General features: G+C 63.5%; 14 protein-coding genes. 5 read left to right on the top strand and 9 right to left on the bottom strand.

The annotated features are described in order from the left end of the window. Positions 1–50: 50 nt before the first annotated feature. A complete protein-coding gene (locus AC1DD7_RS05010; protein ID WP_477514089.1) occupies positions 51–932 on the top strand; it encodes an aldo/keto reductase in 882 nt (293 codons plus the stop codon). Between the two features lie 88 nt (positions 933–1,020). Continuing rightward, the gene (locus AC1DD7_RS05005; protein WP_477514057.1) at positions 1,021–1,950 is read left to right on the top strand and encodes a threonine/serine dehydratase; all 930 of its coding nucleotides are present in this window, start codon (positions 1,021–1,023) and stop codon (positions 1,948–1,950) included. Positions 1,951–2,031: 81 nt separating this feature from the next. Here the strand turns inward: AC1DD7_RS05005 and AC1DD7_RS05000 are convergent, their stop codons facing one another. Next, entirely contained in the window at positions 2,032–3,021 is a 990-nt protein-coding gene (locus tag AC1DD7_RS05000; protein ID WP_477514056.1) for an ABC transporter substrate-binding protein, read from the bottom strand. A gap of 285 nt (positions 3,022–3,306) precedes the next feature. On the opposite strand from AC1DD7_RS05000, the gene AC1DD7_RS04995 reads away from it, so the two are divergent. Continuing rightward, complete coding sequence (locus AC1DD7_RS04995; protein ID WP_477514055.1) at positions 3,307–4,296, top strand: LLM class flavin-dependent oxidoreductase; 990 nt, start codon at positions 3,307–3,309, stop codon at positions 4,294–4,296. 111 nt (positions 4,297–4,407) lie between these two features. Beyond that, positions 4,408–7,044 (top strand): trehalase-like domain-containing protein, encoded by a 2,637-nt coding sequence (locus AC1DD7_RS04990; RefSeq protein WP_477514054.1) that lies wholly within the window; start codon positions 4,408–4,410, stop codon positions 7,042–7,044. Positions 7,045–7,119: 75 nt separating this feature from the next. Here the strand turns inward: AC1DD7_RS04990 and AC1DD7_RS04985 are convergent, their stop codons facing one another. The 6 genes from AC1DD7_RS04985 to AC1DD7_RS04960 form a co-directional block, all read right to left on the bottom strand. Continuing rightward, the gene (locus AC1DD7_RS04985) at positions 7,120–8,046 is read right to left on the bottom strand and encodes an AEC family transporter (protein ID WP_477514053.1); all 927 of its coding nucleotides are present in this window, start codon (positions 8,044–8,046) and stop codon (positions 7,120–7,122) included. A gap of 160 nt (positions 8,047–8,206) precedes the next feature. Further along, complete coding sequence (gene panD, locus AC1DD7_RS04980; RefSeq protein ID WP_431116915.1) at positions 8,207–8,638, bottom strand: aspartate 1-decarboxylase; 432 nt, start codon at positions 8,636–8,638, stop codon at positions 8,207–8,209. A gap of 152 nt (positions 8,639–8,790) precedes the next feature. Next, the gene (locus AC1DD7_RS04975; protein WP_477514052.1) at positions 8,791–10,260 is read right to left on the bottom strand and encodes a rhamnulokinase; all 1,470 of its coding nucleotides are present in this window, start codon (positions 10,258–10,260) and stop codon (positions 8,791–8,793) included. Positions 10,261–10,269: 9 nt separating this feature from the next. Beyond that, entirely contained in the window at positions 10,270–12,318 is a 2,049-nt protein-coding gene (locus AC1DD7_RS04970) for a bifunctional aldolase/short-chain dehydrogenase (protein WP_477514051.1), read from the bottom strand. A 3-nt stretch (positions 12,319–12,321) separates the two neighbouring features. Further along, entirely contained in the window at positions 12,322–13,503 is a 1,182-nt protein-coding gene (gene rhaI / locus AC1DD7_RS04965; protein WP_477514050.1) for an L-rhamnose isomerase, read from the bottom strand. Beyond that, complete coding sequence (locus AC1DD7_RS04960) at positions 13,500–13,865, bottom strand: L-rhamnose mutarotase (protein ID WP_477514049.1); 366 nt, start codon at positions 13,863–13,865, stop codon at positions 13,500–13,502. Before AC1DD7_RS04960 ends, rhaI begins: the two co-directional genes overlap by 4 nt. Before the next feature lie 125 nt (positions 13,866–13,990). Between AC1DD7_RS04960 and AC1DD7_RS04955 the strand changes: the two genes are divergently transcribed. Next, positions 13,991–15,013 (top strand): LacI family DNA-binding transcriptional regulator, encoded by a 1,023-nt coding sequence (locus AC1DD7_RS04955; RefSeq protein ID WP_477514048.1) that lies wholly within the window; start codon positions 13,991–13,993, stop codon positions 15,011–15,013. On the opposite strand, the gene AC1DD7_RS04950 is transcribed toward AC1DD7_RS04955, so the two are convergent. Next, positions 14,937–15,833, bottom strand: a complete 897-nt coding sequence (locus AC1DD7_RS04950; RefSeq protein ID WP_477514047.1) for an aldose 1-epimerase family protein — start codon at positions 15,831–15,833, stop codon at positions 14,937–14,939. The genes AC1DD7_RS04955 and AC1DD7_RS04950 overlap by 77 nt on opposite strands. Then, entirely contained in the window at positions 15,830–17,350 is a 1,521-nt protein-coding gene (gene araA, locus AC1DD7_RS04945) for an L-arabinose isomerase (protein ID WP_477514046.1), read from the bottom strand. Before araA ends, AC1DD7_RS04950 begins: the two co-directional genes overlap by 4 nt. Positions 17,351–17,354: the final 4 nt, after the last annotated feature.

Genomic DNA, 17,354 nt, shown 5'->3' with positions numbered 1-17,354 from the left:
ACGGGCACTCCCACAGCGGGCCAGGGCTGAATAGCGTGAACACCATGACTATTGAACTAACCCTCAATAACGGCATCACGATGCCGGCACTCGGCTTGGGCGTCTTCCAGAGCGCACCCGAGGAAACCACCGCCGCCGTCGAGACAGCCCTGGCCACAGGCTACCGGCACATCGACACCGCCGCCGCGTACGGCAACGAGCGGGAGGTAGGCCAGGGCATCCGTGCATCAGGCTTGCGGCGGGAGGAAGTTTTCATCGAGAGCAAAGTCTGGGTCAGTGACTACGGCTACGAGCAAACACTGCATGCCTGGGACAAGGCAGCCGGCAAGCTCGGTGTCGATTACCTGGACATGTTCATCCTGCACCAGCCCGCCCCGGACCGGTTCGAGAAGACCATCGAAGCGTACAAGGCGCTGGAGCGACTACTCGAGGACGGGCGCGTCCGCTCAATCGGTGTCAGCAACTTCATGCCGCACCACCTCAAGGACTTGCTCGCCTCAACTGACATCGTGCCAGCGGTAAACCAGATCGAGCTGCACCCTTACTTCACGCAGCCCGATGTCCAGGACGCGGATGCAACAAACGGTATCCTCACCCAGGCCTGGTCACCCATTGGCGGAATCACTTTCTACCCGGGCTGGGGCGGAGACCGACGGAACGTGATGGAAGATCCCGCTATTGCAGCGATCGCGCGGACCCACGCCAAGACACCGGCCCAGGTGATGATCCGCTGGCACTTGCAGCAAGGCCGCTCAGCCATTCCCAAGTCGACCAACCCACAACGCATCGCGGAGAACTTCGATGTCTTTGACTTCGAGCTCAGTAAAGAAGAACTCGCGGCCATCGACGGATTGGACCTCGGCGTCCGTAATGGCCCGGATCCGGACGTCGCCCGCCCGGAGCGCTTCGCTATGGTGATCCCCGAGGCCTGAGCGCCGAACGCCGAAACCCCCGTAAACCAGGACCCCAGCACCCCCGCCCGAACCATAGGATGAAACGGACGAAAGGGTGCAGCACACGATGGTCACACGCGAAGAAGTAGAAGCAGCGTACTCACGGACGGCAGGCTGGGTACGGCATACACCGGTGGCTGAGAGCGGCAACCAGGAGCCGTATCATCTGTGGTTCAAGTGCGAGTACATGCAGCACACGGGAACGTTCAAAGCCCGGGGAGCCTTCAACCGGTTGCTGACGGCGCGGGAGAATGGCGAACTGGACCCGGCGGTTGGCATTGTGGTGGCGTCCGGGGGCAATGCGGGCCTGGCCAACGCCTACGCAGCGTCCAAGCTCGGAGTCCCTGCTACGGTCTTCGTTCCCGAGGCCGCGCCCGCCACCAAGATCCACAAGTTGTACGCCAGCGGAGCACGGGTGGTCCAAGGAGGCTCTGAGTACGCCGAGGCCTACGCTGCAGCTGTGAAGTTTGCCGAGGAAACCGGCGCGGTCTATTGCCATGCCTATGACCAGCCCGAGATTGTGGCTGGCGCAGGCGGCGTTGGCCTGGAGCTGCTGGACGAACTGCCCGACGTCGATACCATCCTCGTTGCTGTAGGCGGCGGCGGATTGATGGGTGGCATTGCCGCGGCGGTTGAAGGCCGGGCCCATGTGGTGGGCGTCGAGCCCGAGACGGTTCCCACACTGCACACGGCCATGGCCAAGGGAGAACCGGTGGATGTGGCCGTCTCCGGTATCGCCGTGGATTCCCTGGGCGCACGGCGAATTGGCGAGATTGGATTTGGTGTTGCCCGTCGCACGGGCGTGCAGAGCGTGCTGGTCAGCGACGAAGACATCGTCCAGGCCCGCCGCAAGCTGTGGGAGGAGTACCGGATGGTGGTGGAACATGGTGCGGCGACAGCCTACGCCGCCCTGATTTCCGGCGCCTACGTGCCCAAGGATGGTGAGACGGTCGCGGTCATTCTTTGTGGGGCCAACACCGATCCAGCACACTTCTAGCAGAGTCCAGCGCAAGAATCCCCGCCGGTTGATGTCCGGCGGGGATTCGACGTCGGCAGGTCTGCCCTGCCACAGCGGTTCCTACTTCTTGGGCAGGCCTGCCGGGTTCAATTCGGACGTCGGAATGGCCTCCGAGGACAGGCCCCAACGGTCCAGGATTTTGCCGTAGCTGCCGTCCTTAATGAGGTGGTTGATGGCCGCCTGCGCAGCCGCAGCCAGGCCGTTGTCCTTCTTGGTGGTGAACGCGATCTCAGCCTTCAGCGGCCAGCCGCCGTTGAGGGTGCCCACTTCTTTGGTCTTACCGTCCTTCGCTGCCTTGTAGGCAGCGGAGGCGTTGGGCCCGAACGTCAGGTCCGCGCGTCCGGACTGGAGGGCGAGCTGGGAGGCGGAGTCGTCGTCGTAATACTGGAACTCAACCGGCTTCAGACCGTTCTTTTTGTTCTCCTCGTCCCACCGCACCAGGATGGCTTCCTGGTTGGTGCCGGAGCCGACGATCACGCGCTTGCCAGCGACGTCCTTGGCCTCTTTGACCTCTGAAATATCCGAATCGGCCTTGGCATAGAAGCCCAGGAGGTCATTGCGGTAGGTCGCGAAATCGAACTTTTCCTTGCGTGCTTCGGTGACTGTGACGTTGGAGAGGACGGCCTCATACTTGCCGGATTCGATGCCGAGGGGCCAATCGGCCCACGCCACCGGCAGCACCTCAACCTGCAGGCCAAGGCTCTCGCCGATGGCGTACGCAAGGTCAACCTCGCTGCCGATCAGGGTCTTGTTGTCCGTGGCGAACAGGCTCAGCGGCGGCGTCCCGCCGGTTGAGACCACCGTCAGTTTGCCATCGGCCTTGATGGCTTCGGGAACCAGGGCCGCGGCCGCGGAGTCGACGGTCACCTTGATGCGGTCCTGTTCGGGCGACAGGTTGAAGTCTTTGGCCGCGCTGGAGGACGCCCTTGAAGAGCCCGACGACGGTGCTGTCGCCGCCGTTGCACCCGGATCCGAGCAGGCGGCGAGCCCCAGTAGAGCCGTAGCGGCCAGCGCCGCGGTCAGGCCGGTCTTGGCTGCAAAACGTGCCATGGTTTCCCCTTATTTTTCCCCTACCGGGGGTGTCTGATGCGTACTTGTGGCTGCAACTATCCAGCAGGGCGGGAACGCGGTCAAAGCACTCTGAAACGCTGGGATACAGGGGGTAATTGCAGTTAATGAGGAGTCGAACGAGGTCACAAACGTTCTGGGGAAAACCGGAAGAGGCCCCTGCGCGACGCAACTCACAGAAATAAGCCGGGGGCCGCCGTCGTTGTCGCTAGAGTGCCCGCCAACCAACAGTGCGGGTGCCGCGAAACGTACCGAAAGGCATTCCCCGTGACTGTTCCTCTTTCCATTCTGGACCTGGCAACCATCGGAAAGGGCCAGACCGTGGCGGAAAGCCTCGCCGGTAGCGTGGCCATGGCGCAGAAGGCCGAAGAGCTGGGCTATCGCAGGGTCTGGTACGCCGAGCACCACAACATGTCAGCCATCGCTTCCTCGGCCACGAGTGTGCTGATCGCGCACGTCGCCGCGCACACGAACACCATCCGGCTTGGTGCAGGTGGCGTCATGCTTCCGAACCACTCACCGCTGACCATTGCGGAGCAGTTCGGCACCTTGGAGACGCTGCACCCTGGACGCATAGACCTGGGACTTGGCCGTGCGCCGGGCAGTGACCAGAACACCATGCGTGCGCTTCGCCGGGATCATACGTCCTCGGATGCTTTCCCGCAGGATGTCCTGGAACTGCAGGGCTACCTCACCGGACCTACCCGCATCCAGGGCGTCGAAGCGACCCCGGGAAAGGGCACCAACGTGCCGCTGTACATCCTGGGTTCCTCGCTGTTTGGAGCACAGCTGGCTGCACAGCTTGGGCTGCCCTACGCCTTCGCTTCGCACTTCGCGCCCGCCGCCTTGCAGGATGCCGTGGCCATCTACCGCCGGGACTTCAAGCCCTCGGAACAGCTGTCCCAACCGCACGTGATCGCAGGGGTCAACGTCACCGCAGCGGACAGCAATGCTGAGGCCCAGGCGATCCACCTCGCCGTGAAGCGCGCCCGTGTGTCCCTTTTTTTTGGCGGCGGCCGACAGTTCACCGACGACGAAGCGGACATGGTGCTGGACTCCCCGCAAGGCCAGCACATTTCGCAAATGATGAAGTACTCCGCCGTCGGTACGCCGGACGTTGTGCGCGACTACCTTGACGAGTTCGCCAACCACGCAGATGCAGACGAACTCATCGTTGCCCACCAGAGCATTGGCACCGACGAGCGCCTGCGATCTGTGGAACTGGTTGCCGAAGTTGCGGGGCTTGTAACGGCGTAGGGGCAGACATCGAGAATAAATTCGAAAGCTTTACGCATTTGCAATGATTTAGGCATGACGCCGAAACTCCACAGGCGGAGACTATAGCTATCCGCAGTGGAAGGATCCGCTATGCCCACGCCCCTAAATCAATCAGCCGCAGACTCTGCGCTGCTGATGAATTCGCTGCCCCTTGGCCTGCTCCGGACCTTGCTCCGGACGGACGCGCAGCAGGGCATCACACCGCAGTTGATGACGGAGCTTAGGGCCATTGCCCGCGTCCCGGGTCTGCTGGTGGCGTGCAACTATGGCGGCACTCTCTGTGCAGCTGAAGGCGTCTCCACCGAGACTCTGCCGCTGGACAGTGCGGCTGTGGCTCTTCGTGCGCTCGCAGCACTCCCCAATACGCATACGGCCATCATTTCCGGCCGGTCATTGCGCGACCTCGCTGCCGTGTCCAGGTTGCCGGCAGAAGTTCATTTGGTGGGCTCCCACGGCGTTGAGTTCGACATGGGCTATGCGTACACCCTGTCCCTGGCCACGGAAACCCTGCTCCAGCAGGTAGCCACGGCATTGACTGAAGCGGTCGCCTTCGAGAAGGGCATCAGCATCGTCCGCAAACCGGTGGGCGTTGCCGTCCACACCCGGCCCGCAACGCCGGAAGTGGTGGAACGCGTCATCTTCCGTTCCCAGCAGATTGCCATTGAGTACGGGCTCTACTTCATCATCGACGGCTCCGTGCTGGACCTTACCGTTGAGGAACCGGCCAAGGGCCAGGCACTGGAGCAGCTTCGCTCGCGCCTGGGTGTGAGCGCTGCCCTTTACGCGGGCGATGCCGCAAGCGACGAAAAGGCGCTCGCCACCCTGCGCGGCCCAGACCTTGGCCTTCACGTCGGTCCCGGGAGTACGACGGCGGCACACACCATTCCGGATCCGGAAGCCTTTGCGCGTGTGCTGGCTTTGTTGTTCGAACTGCGGCGGGCCTGGCTGTTCGGCGAGGACGCCGTGGGTCTGGAGCGGCATTCGATGATCGGGAACGGCACGTCGACGGCGTTGCTCACCCCTGACGCCAAGGTTTGCTGGATGACCCATCCCTTGCCGGACTCTGGGTCCCTGTTTGCCCATATCCTGGGCGGTGACCCGGCGGGCCACTTCAGCATCGAGCCGGTCAAGCGTTCGCAAGTACTCGCCCAGCGCTATGTGGACAACACCATGATCGTGGAGACCCGTTGGGCCGATGTCACCGTGACGGACTATCTTGAGCCCGCGCCTGAAGGCATCACCAGCCTGGTCCGTGTTCTGTCCGGCACGGGCACGGCACGGATAGTGTTCGCGCCCCGCCCGGACTATGCCACTGCGCCGTTCAGCATGGAGATCCGTGGCGAGGAAGTCCACATCATGGGCACCTCGGATCCCATCATCCTCTCGGCGCCCGGGGTTGCCTTCCAGATCACCAGTGACGGCAGGTACGCCACCGCCACCGCTGAAGTGCCGCTGCAATATGGTCCCGTTGTGCTGAACCTGCGCTGCGGTGACACTGAGCCGCCGCCCGCAGACCCGACTGGAGAGCCCACCCGGCGTGCCGCCGTCGGGCAGTCCGCCCGGGAGTGGGTCAGGGCGCTTCAGCTTCCCACCATCAAGACGTCATTGGTACGACGGTCGGCGCTGGTGCTGAGGTCGTTGGTGCACGAGCCAACAGGTGCTGTCCTTGCGGCACCAACCACCTCCCTGCCGGAGGGAATTGGCGGGACGCGCAACTGGGACTACCGGTATTGCTGGCTGCGCGACGGGTCCATGACCGTTAATTCCTTGGTGAGCTTGGGCTCCACGGACGAAGCCGACGGGTTCCTTCGCTGGCTTGGCCGCATCCTGGAAACCGCGCCCGGGCCGGAGTGGCTCCACCCGCTGTACTCGGTGACCGGTGCTCCGCTGTCCACGGAAGCGATCGTCGAGAGCCTCCCAGGCTATGCCGGTTCGCGTCCGGTGAGGATCGGGAACGCGGCCGACCACCAGGTGCAGTTGGACGTCTTTGGCCCGATTGCCGAGCTGATTCACGATCTTGGCGAGCGGCGCGGGTACCTCCCGGATGAGCACTGGTTCCTGATGGAGCAGATGGCCCACGCCGTCATTGCCCGTTGGCACGAGCCAGACCACGGAATCTGGGAAGCGCGCCGACCCCCACGGCACCACGTGTACACCAAGGTCATGTGTTGGGTGACGTTGGACCGGGCGTTGCGAACCGCTGCCTTGCATGGTCGTGTTGCACACGAGGACTGGTCGCCGATAGCCGCTAAGATCCGCGAGGAAGTCCTCCGCGAGGGCTGGGATTCATCTGCGGCTTCCTACACCGTGGCCTACGACAGCCCCGACCTGGACGCCGCCGTCCTGCATATCGGACTGTCCGGCCTGCTGGATGTCCAGGACCAGCGGTTCCTGGATACAGTGACGGCTGTTGAGCGCGAGTTGCGTGTGGGTCCCACCGTTTTCAGGTACAGGTACGACGACGGCCTGCCGGGCTTGGAGGGCGGCTTCCACATCTGTACCACCTGGCTGATCGAGGCGTACCTTGCTGTTGGCCGCTTGGACGATGCCCTGGAGCTGTTCAACCAGCTAGTGGCTTTGTTTGGTCCTACTGGCCTGCTTCCGGAGGAATACGATCCTGCCTCGGAAACGCACCTGGGCAATCACCCCCAGGCATACTCGCACCTGGGCTTCATCCGGTGTGCGCAGCTCCTGGACCATTACCTGGCCAGCGCAGACGTGGAGTAGCCCAACTAGGGGACAGATAACGCTCCTCCCAGGCCCGAGTGGAGCGTTATCTGTCCCCTACTTGGGCGGGGAGGGCTACGTGAGGAGCAGCGCCACGGCGATCATCGCGGGCACCGCCACGATCGTCGTGATGAGCACGGTGTCCTTGGCTACGGTGATGCCGGCGCGGTAGCGGGTGGCGGCGACGAACACGTTCTGGGCCGTCGGGAGCGCTGCCGTCACCACCACGGCGAAAAGGGCGTGGCCGTCCATTCCCAAGGCAAAGCGGGCAAACACATAAGCGATTGAAGGGTGCACGAACAGCTTGAACCCGCTGGCCAGCAGCGTGTCCAGGCGTCGTCCGGCGTCCTTCTGCAAAGGCCTCGATCCGTTCAGGCTCATGCCGAACGCCATCAGCATGGCTGGAATCGCGGCTCCGCCAATCAAGTGGATCGGCTCCAGGATGAGCGTGGGCACCTGGAAACCCGTTCCTGCCACCAGAAGTCCAAGCCCCGAGCCCACGATCATCGGGTTCTTCACAATCATGAGCAGGAACCGCAGGGGAGTGGTGCGGTGGGTACTCGTGCTGGCATCCAGGGCCATCAAGTACAGGGGTGTGAAGAAGGCAAGCTGGAAGATCAGCAGTGGCGCCACATAGCTCGCGTCACCCAGGACAAACACCGCAATCGGAATGCCCAGATTCGCTGAGTTTGCCAGTGATGCACTCATCGATGACATCAGGGCTTCGGGCATGGTGCGCTTGAGCCAGAACTTTACAATCAGGAAGAACAGCAGGCCCGTGATGATGGCACCCACCGCGGTGACCAGCAGCGGGGCGGCAAACACCTCGTGCAGCTTGGCCTTGCTCAGGGTTTCGAACAGCAGTGCCGGGCTTGCGACGAAGAAGGTCAACGAACTCAGGACCGAGCGGGCATTCTCACCCAGGATTCCGCGACGCCCGACGAACATGCCCACCAGGATGATGGCCCACACCACGAAGAACCCGGACAGGACGCCGATCATGAGGGCGTGCTGGCGGGGAGGTGTTGGGTCACGAACAACAGCCTAGCCACATTCAGGTACTGAGTAAGCGTTTTCTCGGGAGAGTTCCGTCATACGGACACCTAAAGCGAGACGTCGGCACTCAGATGGGTACCGACGTCGAGGTTGGCTTTTGGCCGGGTTAGCTCATGTGCGCGGCGTTGCTCAGGGCGTGCGGCGGACGCATCAGCCCCGGGGTGTGGCCCTCGGCGGGGTCGTTTCCAAGCTGCAGGATCTTGTTGTCCTTGCTGACATGGACAACCCTGGGCTCATAGGCGCGCGCCTCTTCGGTGGTCATCTCGGCATAGGTGATGAGGATGACGACATCCCCTACATGAACCTGGTGGGCAGCCGCGCCGTTGATCCCGATCACGCCGGAACCGCGCTCGCCGGCGATGGTGTAGGTCTCCAGCCGGGCGCCGTTGGTCACGTCAACGATGGAGACGAGTTCGCCCGGAAGGATGTCAGCCGCGTCCAGCAGGTCAAGGTCGACAGTGACCGAACCGACGTAGTGAAGATCGGCATGGGTCACCGTTGCGCGGTGGATCTTGGACTTGAACATTGTGCGGATCATAATGCGATCAGTTTAGCGCGGCACCCTCATCCGGCGCTGTGACGTACCAGACGTTCGGCGGCCTGCTGCTTCCTGACCCTCTCTTTGAGAAGGAAGCAGCCCCGAAACATCCGATTTCGGTTGTTTCGAGGCTGCCATCAGTTCACAACAGGTCAGGAAGGTACGGCACTGACCCTCTGGGCCGGCTCGTAGCGTTCGAGGTCCGTCCCAGCGGCTACCAGGGCGCGCAGTTCATGAAGCCCACCTTCCACCACACCCGCAGCGCGCGCCTGAACCAGGACGTTGCCCAGGGCAGTCGCCTCAACGGGTCCTGCGATAACCGGTTTGCCCGCAGCGTCCGCCGTGAGTTGGCACAGGAGCCGGTTCTGCGAACCACCGCCCACAATGTGAACCACGTCCACGCTCCGGCCCGCGAGCCGTTCAGCGTCCGCCAGCGTGCGGGCGTAACCGGCAGCGAGGCTGTCCATGATGCAACGCACGACGGCGGCAGGCCGGTCCGCGAGCACGGCACCTGTGTTCCGCACGGCTGCGCGGATGCGATCCGGCATGTTGTCCGGGGCCGTGAAGGCAGGGTCATCGGCGTTGATTCGTGGACCGCCGGCGGGGAGAGCGGCGGCCGCGTCCAGCAGCGAGGTCAACGATTGGCTGAACCCTTGTGCCGCCCAAGCACGCTGGCACTCGCTGAGAAGCCAGAGCCCGCCCACATTCCGCAGGTACCGGACGGTTCCGTCCACACCGCGTTCGTTGGTGAAGTTGGCCTTGCGGCTTGCCTCGCTCAGTACTGGGCTATCCAACTCAATGCCCACCAAGGACCACGTTCCCGAGGAAATGTAGGCGAAGTCCGGCACTTCACCGGGGACAGCCGCCACAGCCGAAGCGGTGTCGTGGGATCCAACCGCAACCACCCCGGTGTCCGCCGGCAATCCCGTTTGTTCGAGGATGCCCGGCAGGAGGGTGCCCACGGTTTCGCCCGGCTGAATGAGCCGAGGGAAGATGTCACCGGGCAGGCCCAGTGCGTCCAGGAACTGGGTGGCCAACTCTCCCGCCACAGCATCAAAGAGCCCTGTGGTGGAGGCGTTTGTAGCCTCCGTCCGGCGCTCTCCCGTGAGCAGGAAGGCGATCAGGTCCGGGATGAGGAGAGCCTGCAAACCATTCAGTTTTGGTTCCGCCGCCAGCTGGTACAGCGTGTTGAACTGCAGGTATTGCAAGCCCGTTGTGGCATACAACTTCTCCGGGGAGATCGCGGAGTGCACGCGTCCCACCGTCGCGCGGCTGCGCTCGTCCCGGTAGCTGTACGGCTGCGCGGTGAGTTTCCCGGCGTCGTTCACCAGGCCGTAGTCCACAGCCCAGGTGTCGATGCCGATGCTGAAGATGCGCTCGCCATTCCCATGCGCAACGGCAGCGGCGGCGGACAGGCCCTTGAGCACCTCAGCGAACAGGGCGTCGAAGTTCCAGCGGAGGCCGCCGTCGAGCTCCACAACACCATTGGCAAAGCGGTGGATCGTCTCAAGCGAGACCCCTGCTGTGGGAGACACCCGGCCCAGCATGACGCGACCGGAAGAGGCGCCAATATCCACTGCCGCAAAGACTGCTTTGCTGTTCGCGGGCGTTCCGTTGCTCATCTGGCAGTCCTAGCGCAGGAAGGCAGCAGCCACGCCCGCGTCCACGGGGATGTGCAGGCCGGTGGTGTGGGACAGTTCGTTGCTGGTGAGCACGGAGACTGCGTTGGCAACGTGTTCCGGCAGCACCTCTCGCTTCAGCAGCGTGCGCTGGGCGTAGTACTTGCCCAGTTCCTGCTCGTCCACGCCGTAAACCGCGGCACGCTTGGCGCCCCAGCCGCCGGCGAAAATGCCGGAACCGCGGACCACGCCGTCGGGGTTGATGCCGTTGACGCGCACGCCGTACTCGCCAAGTTCAGCAGCGAGCAGGCGGACCTGATGGGCTTGGTCGGCCTTGGTGGCGGAGTAGGCGATGTTGTTCGGGCCGGCGAACACGGAGTTCTTGGAGGAGATGTAGATGATGTCCCCGCCCATGCCCTGCTCGATCATGACCTTGGCCGCGGCCTTGGACACCAGGAACGAGCCCTTGGCCATGACGTTGTGCTGCAGGTCCCAGTCCTTCTCCGTGGTTTCCAGCAGCGGCTTGGAGATGGAGAGGCCAGCGTTGTTGACCACCAGGTCCAGGCCGCCGAACGCGAGCACGGCTTCCTGGATCGCTCCCGCGATCTGGGCTTCGTCGGTCACGTCAGCCTGGACGCCGATCGCGACGTCGGGTCCGCCCAGTTCCGCGGCCACGGCCTGGGCGTTCTCAAGGTTCAGGTCGGCAATCACTACGCACGCGCCGTCGGACGCCAAGCGGGTGGCGATCGCCTTGCCGATGCCCGACGCCGCACCGGTCACCAGCGCGATGCGGGTGGCGTGGGACTTGGGCTTGGGCATGCGGGCGAGCTTGGCTTCTTCCAGCGCCCAGTACTCGATGCGGAACTTCTCGGATTCCTCGATCGGGGCGTAGGTGGAGATCGCCTCGGCGCCGCGCATCACATTCATGGCGTTGATGTAGAACTCGCCAGCCACGCGGGCGGTTTGTTTGTCCTTGCCAAAGGAGAACATGCCCACGCCGGGGACCAGCACGATGGCCGGGTCCGCGCCGCGGAGGGCGGGGCTGTTCTCGTCGGCGTGGCGGTCGTAGTACGCCTGGTAGTCCTCGCGGTAGTCCGCGTGCAGGTCTTTCAAGCGGTTGACGGAGTCCTCGATCGAGGCATCGGCGGGCAGGTCCAGGACCAGCGGCTTGACCTTGGTGCGCAGGAAATGGTCCGGGCAGGAGGTGCCCAGCGCGCCGAGGCGCGGGTGCTCTTCCGAGGCAAGGAATTCAAGCACGACGGCGTCATCACTGAAGTGCCCCAGTTGCGGCTTGTCCGTGGAGGCCAGGCCGCGGATCACCGGGGCGAGGGCGGCTGCCTTGGCTTTGCGCTCAGCTTCGGGGAGGGCGCTGTAGCCGGGGAGCTTGGCGCCGAAGGGCTCGGCTTTGCCGTTTTCCGCGATGAACTTCTCTGCCTGATCGATGATCCACAGCGAGTTGGCCTCAGCCTCTTCGCTTGTGGCGCCCCAGGCGGTGATGCCGTGACCGCCGAGGATGGTGCCGATCGCCTGCGGGTTGGCTTCCTTGATCGCGGCGATGTCCAAGCCGAGCTGGAAACCGGGGCGACGCCACGGAACCCACACAACTTTCTCACCGAATACCTTTGAGGTCAGCGCTTCGCCGTCCACCGCCGTCGCAATCGCGATGCCCGAATCGGGGTGCAGGTGGTCAACATGCGCCGCGTCCACCAGGCCGTGCATGGCAGTATCGATCGACGGCGCAGCGCCGCCCGTGCCGTGGAGGCAGTAATCGAAGGCGGCCACCATTTCGTCTTCACGCTCGACGCCGGGGTAAACGGACTTCAGTGCCTGCAGCCGGTCCAGCCGAAGTACAGCGAGGTTCTCCGCCTTCAGCGTGCCGAGGTCACCGCCGGAGCCCTTGACCCAGAGGAGCTCGACGTCCTGGCCGGTAACCGGGTCCTTCTCGATCCCCTTGGCGGAAGTGTTGCCGCCGGCGAAGTTGGTGTTCCGCTTGTCGGCGCCGAGGCGGTTGGAGCGGGAAATCAGGTCTTCAACAGTCTTGTTGGTGTCTTGCACGTTCATGCTTTATGCGCCCCATCCGGCTTGCTGGCCGCCTGCGCGGTCCTCGTTGATCTTCTTCTGGTAGCCGCTGGCCTTGTAGGCAGCGATCGGGTCGGCGGGCAGGCCGCGGGATTCACGCCACTCGGCCAGGACCGGGCGGACGTCCGTGTAGAAGGCATCGTTGAAGATGCCATTGGCGGCCAGGACATCCCCGGCACGCTGGGCCTCGGACAATGCTGCGGTATCCACGAGCAATGCGCGGGCCGTCATTTCCTGGACGTTCAGGACCGAGCGGATCTGGCCCGGGATCTTCTCTTCCAGGTTGTGGCATTGGTCCAGCATCAGGGCAACGCCCGAATCCTTCCCGAAGCCGCCGCCGCGGATCACCTCGTACATGATGCGGAACAGCTGGAACGGATCGGCCGCGCCCACAATGAGATCGTCGTCGGCGTAGAAGCGGGAGTTGAAGTCGAAGGATCCCAGCTTGCCCAGGCGCAGGAGCTGCATCACGATGAACTCGATGTTGGTCCCGGGAGCGTGGTGGCCGGTGTCCAGGCAGACGAAGGCCTTATCGCCGAGGGCAAGGGTCTGGGCGTAGGAAGTACCCCAGTCCGGAACGTCGGTGTGGTAGAAAGCCGGCTCGAAGAACTTGTATTCCAGGACCAGTCGGTGCTCGTCGCCGAGGGCTGCGTAGATCTCCTGGAGGGATTCCGCGAGGCGATCCTGACGGCCCCGCATATCGTCCTGGCCGGGGTAGTTGGTGCCATCGGCCAACCAGATCTTCAGGTCCTTTGATCCGGTGGCATCCATGATCTGGATGCACTCAAGGTGGTGATCGATCGCCCGGCGGCGCACAGTCTCGTTGGAGGACGTCAGGGAACCGAATTTGTACTCGTCGTCCTGGAACGTGTTGGAGTTGATGGTGCCCAGTCCAACGCCCAAGCCTGCAGCGTATTCGCGCAGCGCAGAGTAGTCATCAACTTTGTCCCACGGAATGTGCAGGGCAACGGTGGGGGCCAGGCCCGTCAGCTCGTGGACCTTGGCGGCGTCCGCGATCTTTTCCTGGACGGTGCGCGGCGTACCCGGGGTGCCGAAGACCTTGAAGCGGGTGCCCGAATTTCCGTAGGCCCAGGATGGCACTTCAATGGCCAGTTCTCCCAAGCGGCCAAGTGCCGACTCTGTGGCGGCCGACTCTGTGGTGTTCATGCTTGTTCCTTCTGCTGGGTTGCGACGGTGCTGGCCTTGGCCAGTTGATCCTCAAGATTGAAAACTTCTTCGACGATTTCGAATCCCTGGTCCGGAGGGAGGTCGCTGTTCGAGAACAGGGTTGCCATCTCGGCCTGCCAGCGGGCGTTGACGTCCGTTATGGCCATGCGGGCTTGGGCGGCTTGGTAGTCATCGCATTCCAGGTATCCGATCAACTGGCCGTCGGGAGCCAGGAAAAGGGAGTAGTTGTCCCATCCCGCGTCCTTGAGGGCGCGCAGCATTTCCGGCCAAACGGCTGCATGCCGGCGCTTGTATTCGTCCATCAGCTCCGACTGGACGGAAGAGCGGAAACAGACCCTCATGTGCGGTTCTCCAGGTCACTCGTCTTTGAATCGTTTCATTTGTTACGATTCAAATTACCCTCGCAAGAAGGAGGGTGTCAAGGCGTTTCCTGCAAATCGATGACAACCAGCGGAGATTGGAAAGCATGTCCCAGACAGCGAGCATCAAAGACGTTGCCACCCACGCACAAGTAGCCGTGGGAACTGTTTCCAACGTGCTGAATTATCCGGACCGCGTATCGCAAAGGACCAAGGAGCGCGTCCTCAAATCCATCGCCGAACTCGGTTTCGTCCGCAACGACGCCGCTCGCCAACTCAGGGCAGGGCAGAGCCGGACCATCGGACTGATTGTGCTGGATGTGGGCAACCCGTTCTTCTCCTCGGTTGCCCGTGCCGCGGAAGATGCAGCCACAGCCCTCGGTAGCGTGGTTTTGGTAGGGGACAGCGGCCAGGACGCTTCCCGGGAAGCGCATTACATGGACCTGTTCCAGGAACAGCGTGTCCAAGGCCTGCTGATCTCGCCTGTAGGGGACGTTGGAGATCGGATAGATACGCTGCGCGAACGTGGTGTGCCAACTGTCCTGGTGGACCAACTCGCCGACACCGACCGGTGCAGTTCAGTCTCCGTGGATGACGAAGAAGGCGGGTATCTGGCCGCCAAGCACCTGCTGGACACGGGCCGCCGTCGTCTGGCTTTTGTTGGTACCCCATCAATTCGCCAGGTAGCCAACCGACTCAACGGCGCACAGCGGGCCGTCTCGGAAGTAGCAGGGGCAACCATCGAGGTCCTGGATTCCGCAGGGCAGACCGTCCTTGCGGGGCGCCAAGTGGGCAACGCTCTGGTGGAGCGGGAGCCAGCCGAAAGGCCGGAAGCCGTGTTCTGTTCCAACGACCTCCTGGCGCTCGGCGTCATGCAGTCGCTGACCATGCTCCGGACCGTGAAAATCCCCGAGGACATTGCCCTCATCGGCTACGACGACATCGATTTCGCCGTCTCCGCCGTGGTGCCCTTGTCCTCCATCCGTCAGCCCACGGAGGCCTTGGGCCGTTTTGARCGYTCAAAACGCGCACTACTGCGACCCAGTTGGGTAACTAGAGGGCGTAGATGCTCCACGCTGCAGTGTGCCGGACACCGGGTTCCAACCGGATCAGGTCCGCACCGCTGTTGAACGAGTCGGGCGGGCAGGTCATCGGCTCTACGGCCAAGCCCAACCGGTTTGGAAGGGGTGCCGGCTTGTCTGCCGTATGGATTTGCAGCCACGCGCAGCTTTCGTCCCAGGACATCCCGACGCCGGTGCCCGCCGGGTCGCGCAGCGAAAGCCGCGCCAGCCCGTCGTCGAACGCTATTCCTGTGAACGCATGGTCGATCTCAGTGGTGCCGATGGCGCGCGGGGTCCGGAAATCGAAAGCGTGGCCCTCAACTCCCACAACACCCACGGGCAGCAGCCTGTCAGGGGTTACCTCAAGGAAGCTATCCGCAGCAAAATCGAGGACCCACTGATCCAGAGGCGAAGACCCGGCCACAAGATAAGGGTGCGGGCACACGCCGTACGGTGCTGGAGCGTCGCCTGCGTTGCGGGCAGTTACCCGCGTGTGCAGCCCGGCGTCGTCCAACATGTACCGAGCCGAGAGCTCCAGCACGAACGGATATCCCGGCGTGGGCCCAACCGTGCAGGTCAACGTGAGTGAACCGGCGTCGGACTCTTTCAGGACCCAATCCAGCGGGAAGGCGAGGCCGTGCAAGGATGTGCCCCGGTCCGGTTCGTTGACGGGCAAGTGATGCACCTTGCCATTGAAACGATAGGCACCGTCGGCAATCCGGTTGGGCCACGGCGCCGCGATGATTCCCCGGTAATCCGGGATTGGTTCGCTGGCCGCAAAAGGAACCACGAGGTCGCGGCCCTGGAACTGCAAGACACGCAGCGCCGCGGCCCGGGCTGTGATGACAGCCCGGTAGCCGCCGGACTGCAGCGTGAATTCGGTGCTCACAGGCCGCCGGCCAGCTTGTAGTAGGCGGCGTTCCAGTTCAGTTCCTTCTTGAACTGTTTGATGGTGGTGTCCTCGTCGATGGTCAGGAGTTCAGTCTTGGCGATTTCTGCGAAGTCCTCGAACACCTCCAGGCCCACCTGCGTGGACAGTACCGTGTGGTGGGCAGCGCCGGCAATGAGCCAGGCTGCGGCCGACGTAGCGAAGTTGGGCTTGGGCTCCCAGAGTGCGCGGGCCACGGGGAGGTTGGGCAGAGGCTGGTCGAGATCGACGACGTCCACAACGTTCGCTACCAAGCGGAATCGATCCCGCATATCGGACAATGCGACCACAATGCCGGGGCCGGCGTCCGTATCGAACACCATGCGTACGGGGTCTTCCTTGCCGCCAATACCGAGCGGGTGGATCTCCACACGCGGCTTCTTTGCGGTCAGGGACGGGCAAACCTCCAGCATGTGGGCGCCCAGGATCTTCTCCGAGCCGGGCTCAAGGTGGTACGTGTAGTCCTCCATGAGCGAGGCGCCGCCGGGCAGCCCCGCGCCCATGACCTTGGCGGCGCGGACCAGGATGGCGGTCTTCCAGTCGCCCTCGGCGCCAAAGCCGTAGCCGTCAGCCATGAGCCGCTGGACTGCCATGCCGGGGAGCTGGCGGAGTTCGCCCAGGTCCTCGAACGACGTCGTAAACGCGGCTGAGCCGTTCGCTTCCAGGAAGCTGCGGAGACCGAGTTCGATCCTCGCGCTGTAGCGCAGCGACTCATGGCGCGCACCGTCTTTTTGCAGTTCCGGAACCACCTCGTAAAGGCGCTCATATTCGGCAACCAGGGCGTCGACGTCGGACTCCGCAGCGCCGTGCACGGCGTCGGCAAGCTCGTTGACGGACCACGTGTTGACCGAGACGCCGAAGCGCAGCTCGGCTTCGGTCTTGTCGCCTTCGGTGACGGCGACGTTGCGCATGTTGTCACCGAAACGGGTCAGCTTCAGCGTCCGCACGGCGGCCCAACCGGCCGAGGCGCGCTGCCAAGCGCCCACCTGGCGGGCAATCTCAGGATTGCTGACATGCCCGACGACGGTCTTCCGCGGCACGCCGAGGCGCGACTGGATATACCCGAATTCGCGGTCGCCGTGGGCTGCCTGGTTCAGGTTCATGAAGTCGAAATCGATATCCGCCCACGGCAGGTCACGGTTGGCCTGGGTGTGCAGGTGCAGGAGCGGCTTGCGCAAGGCGTCCAGGCCCTGGATCCACATCTTGGCCGGGCTGAACGTGTGCATCCAGGCGGTTACGCCGATCACGGAGTCGTTTGAGTTTGCTTCCAGCGCGGTGCGGCGGATGGCGTCTGAATCCGTAAGGACCGGCTTCCACACGAGTTTGACCGGCACGTCCGAGGAATCGTTGAGGGCGTTGGCAATCTCCTGCGATTGCGAGGCGACCTGCTTGAGGACATCTTCGCCGTAGAGGTGCTGGCTGCCGGTGAGGAACCAGACCTCATACTGATCAAGGGACGTGGTGTTGGCGCTGGGCATTTTG

Source organism: Paenarthrobacter sp. 10L412 (assembly GCF_056395565.1).
The sequence above is the reverse complement of the archived record's forward strand: the minus strand, read 5'-3'. Positions and strand labels throughout refer to the sequence as shown.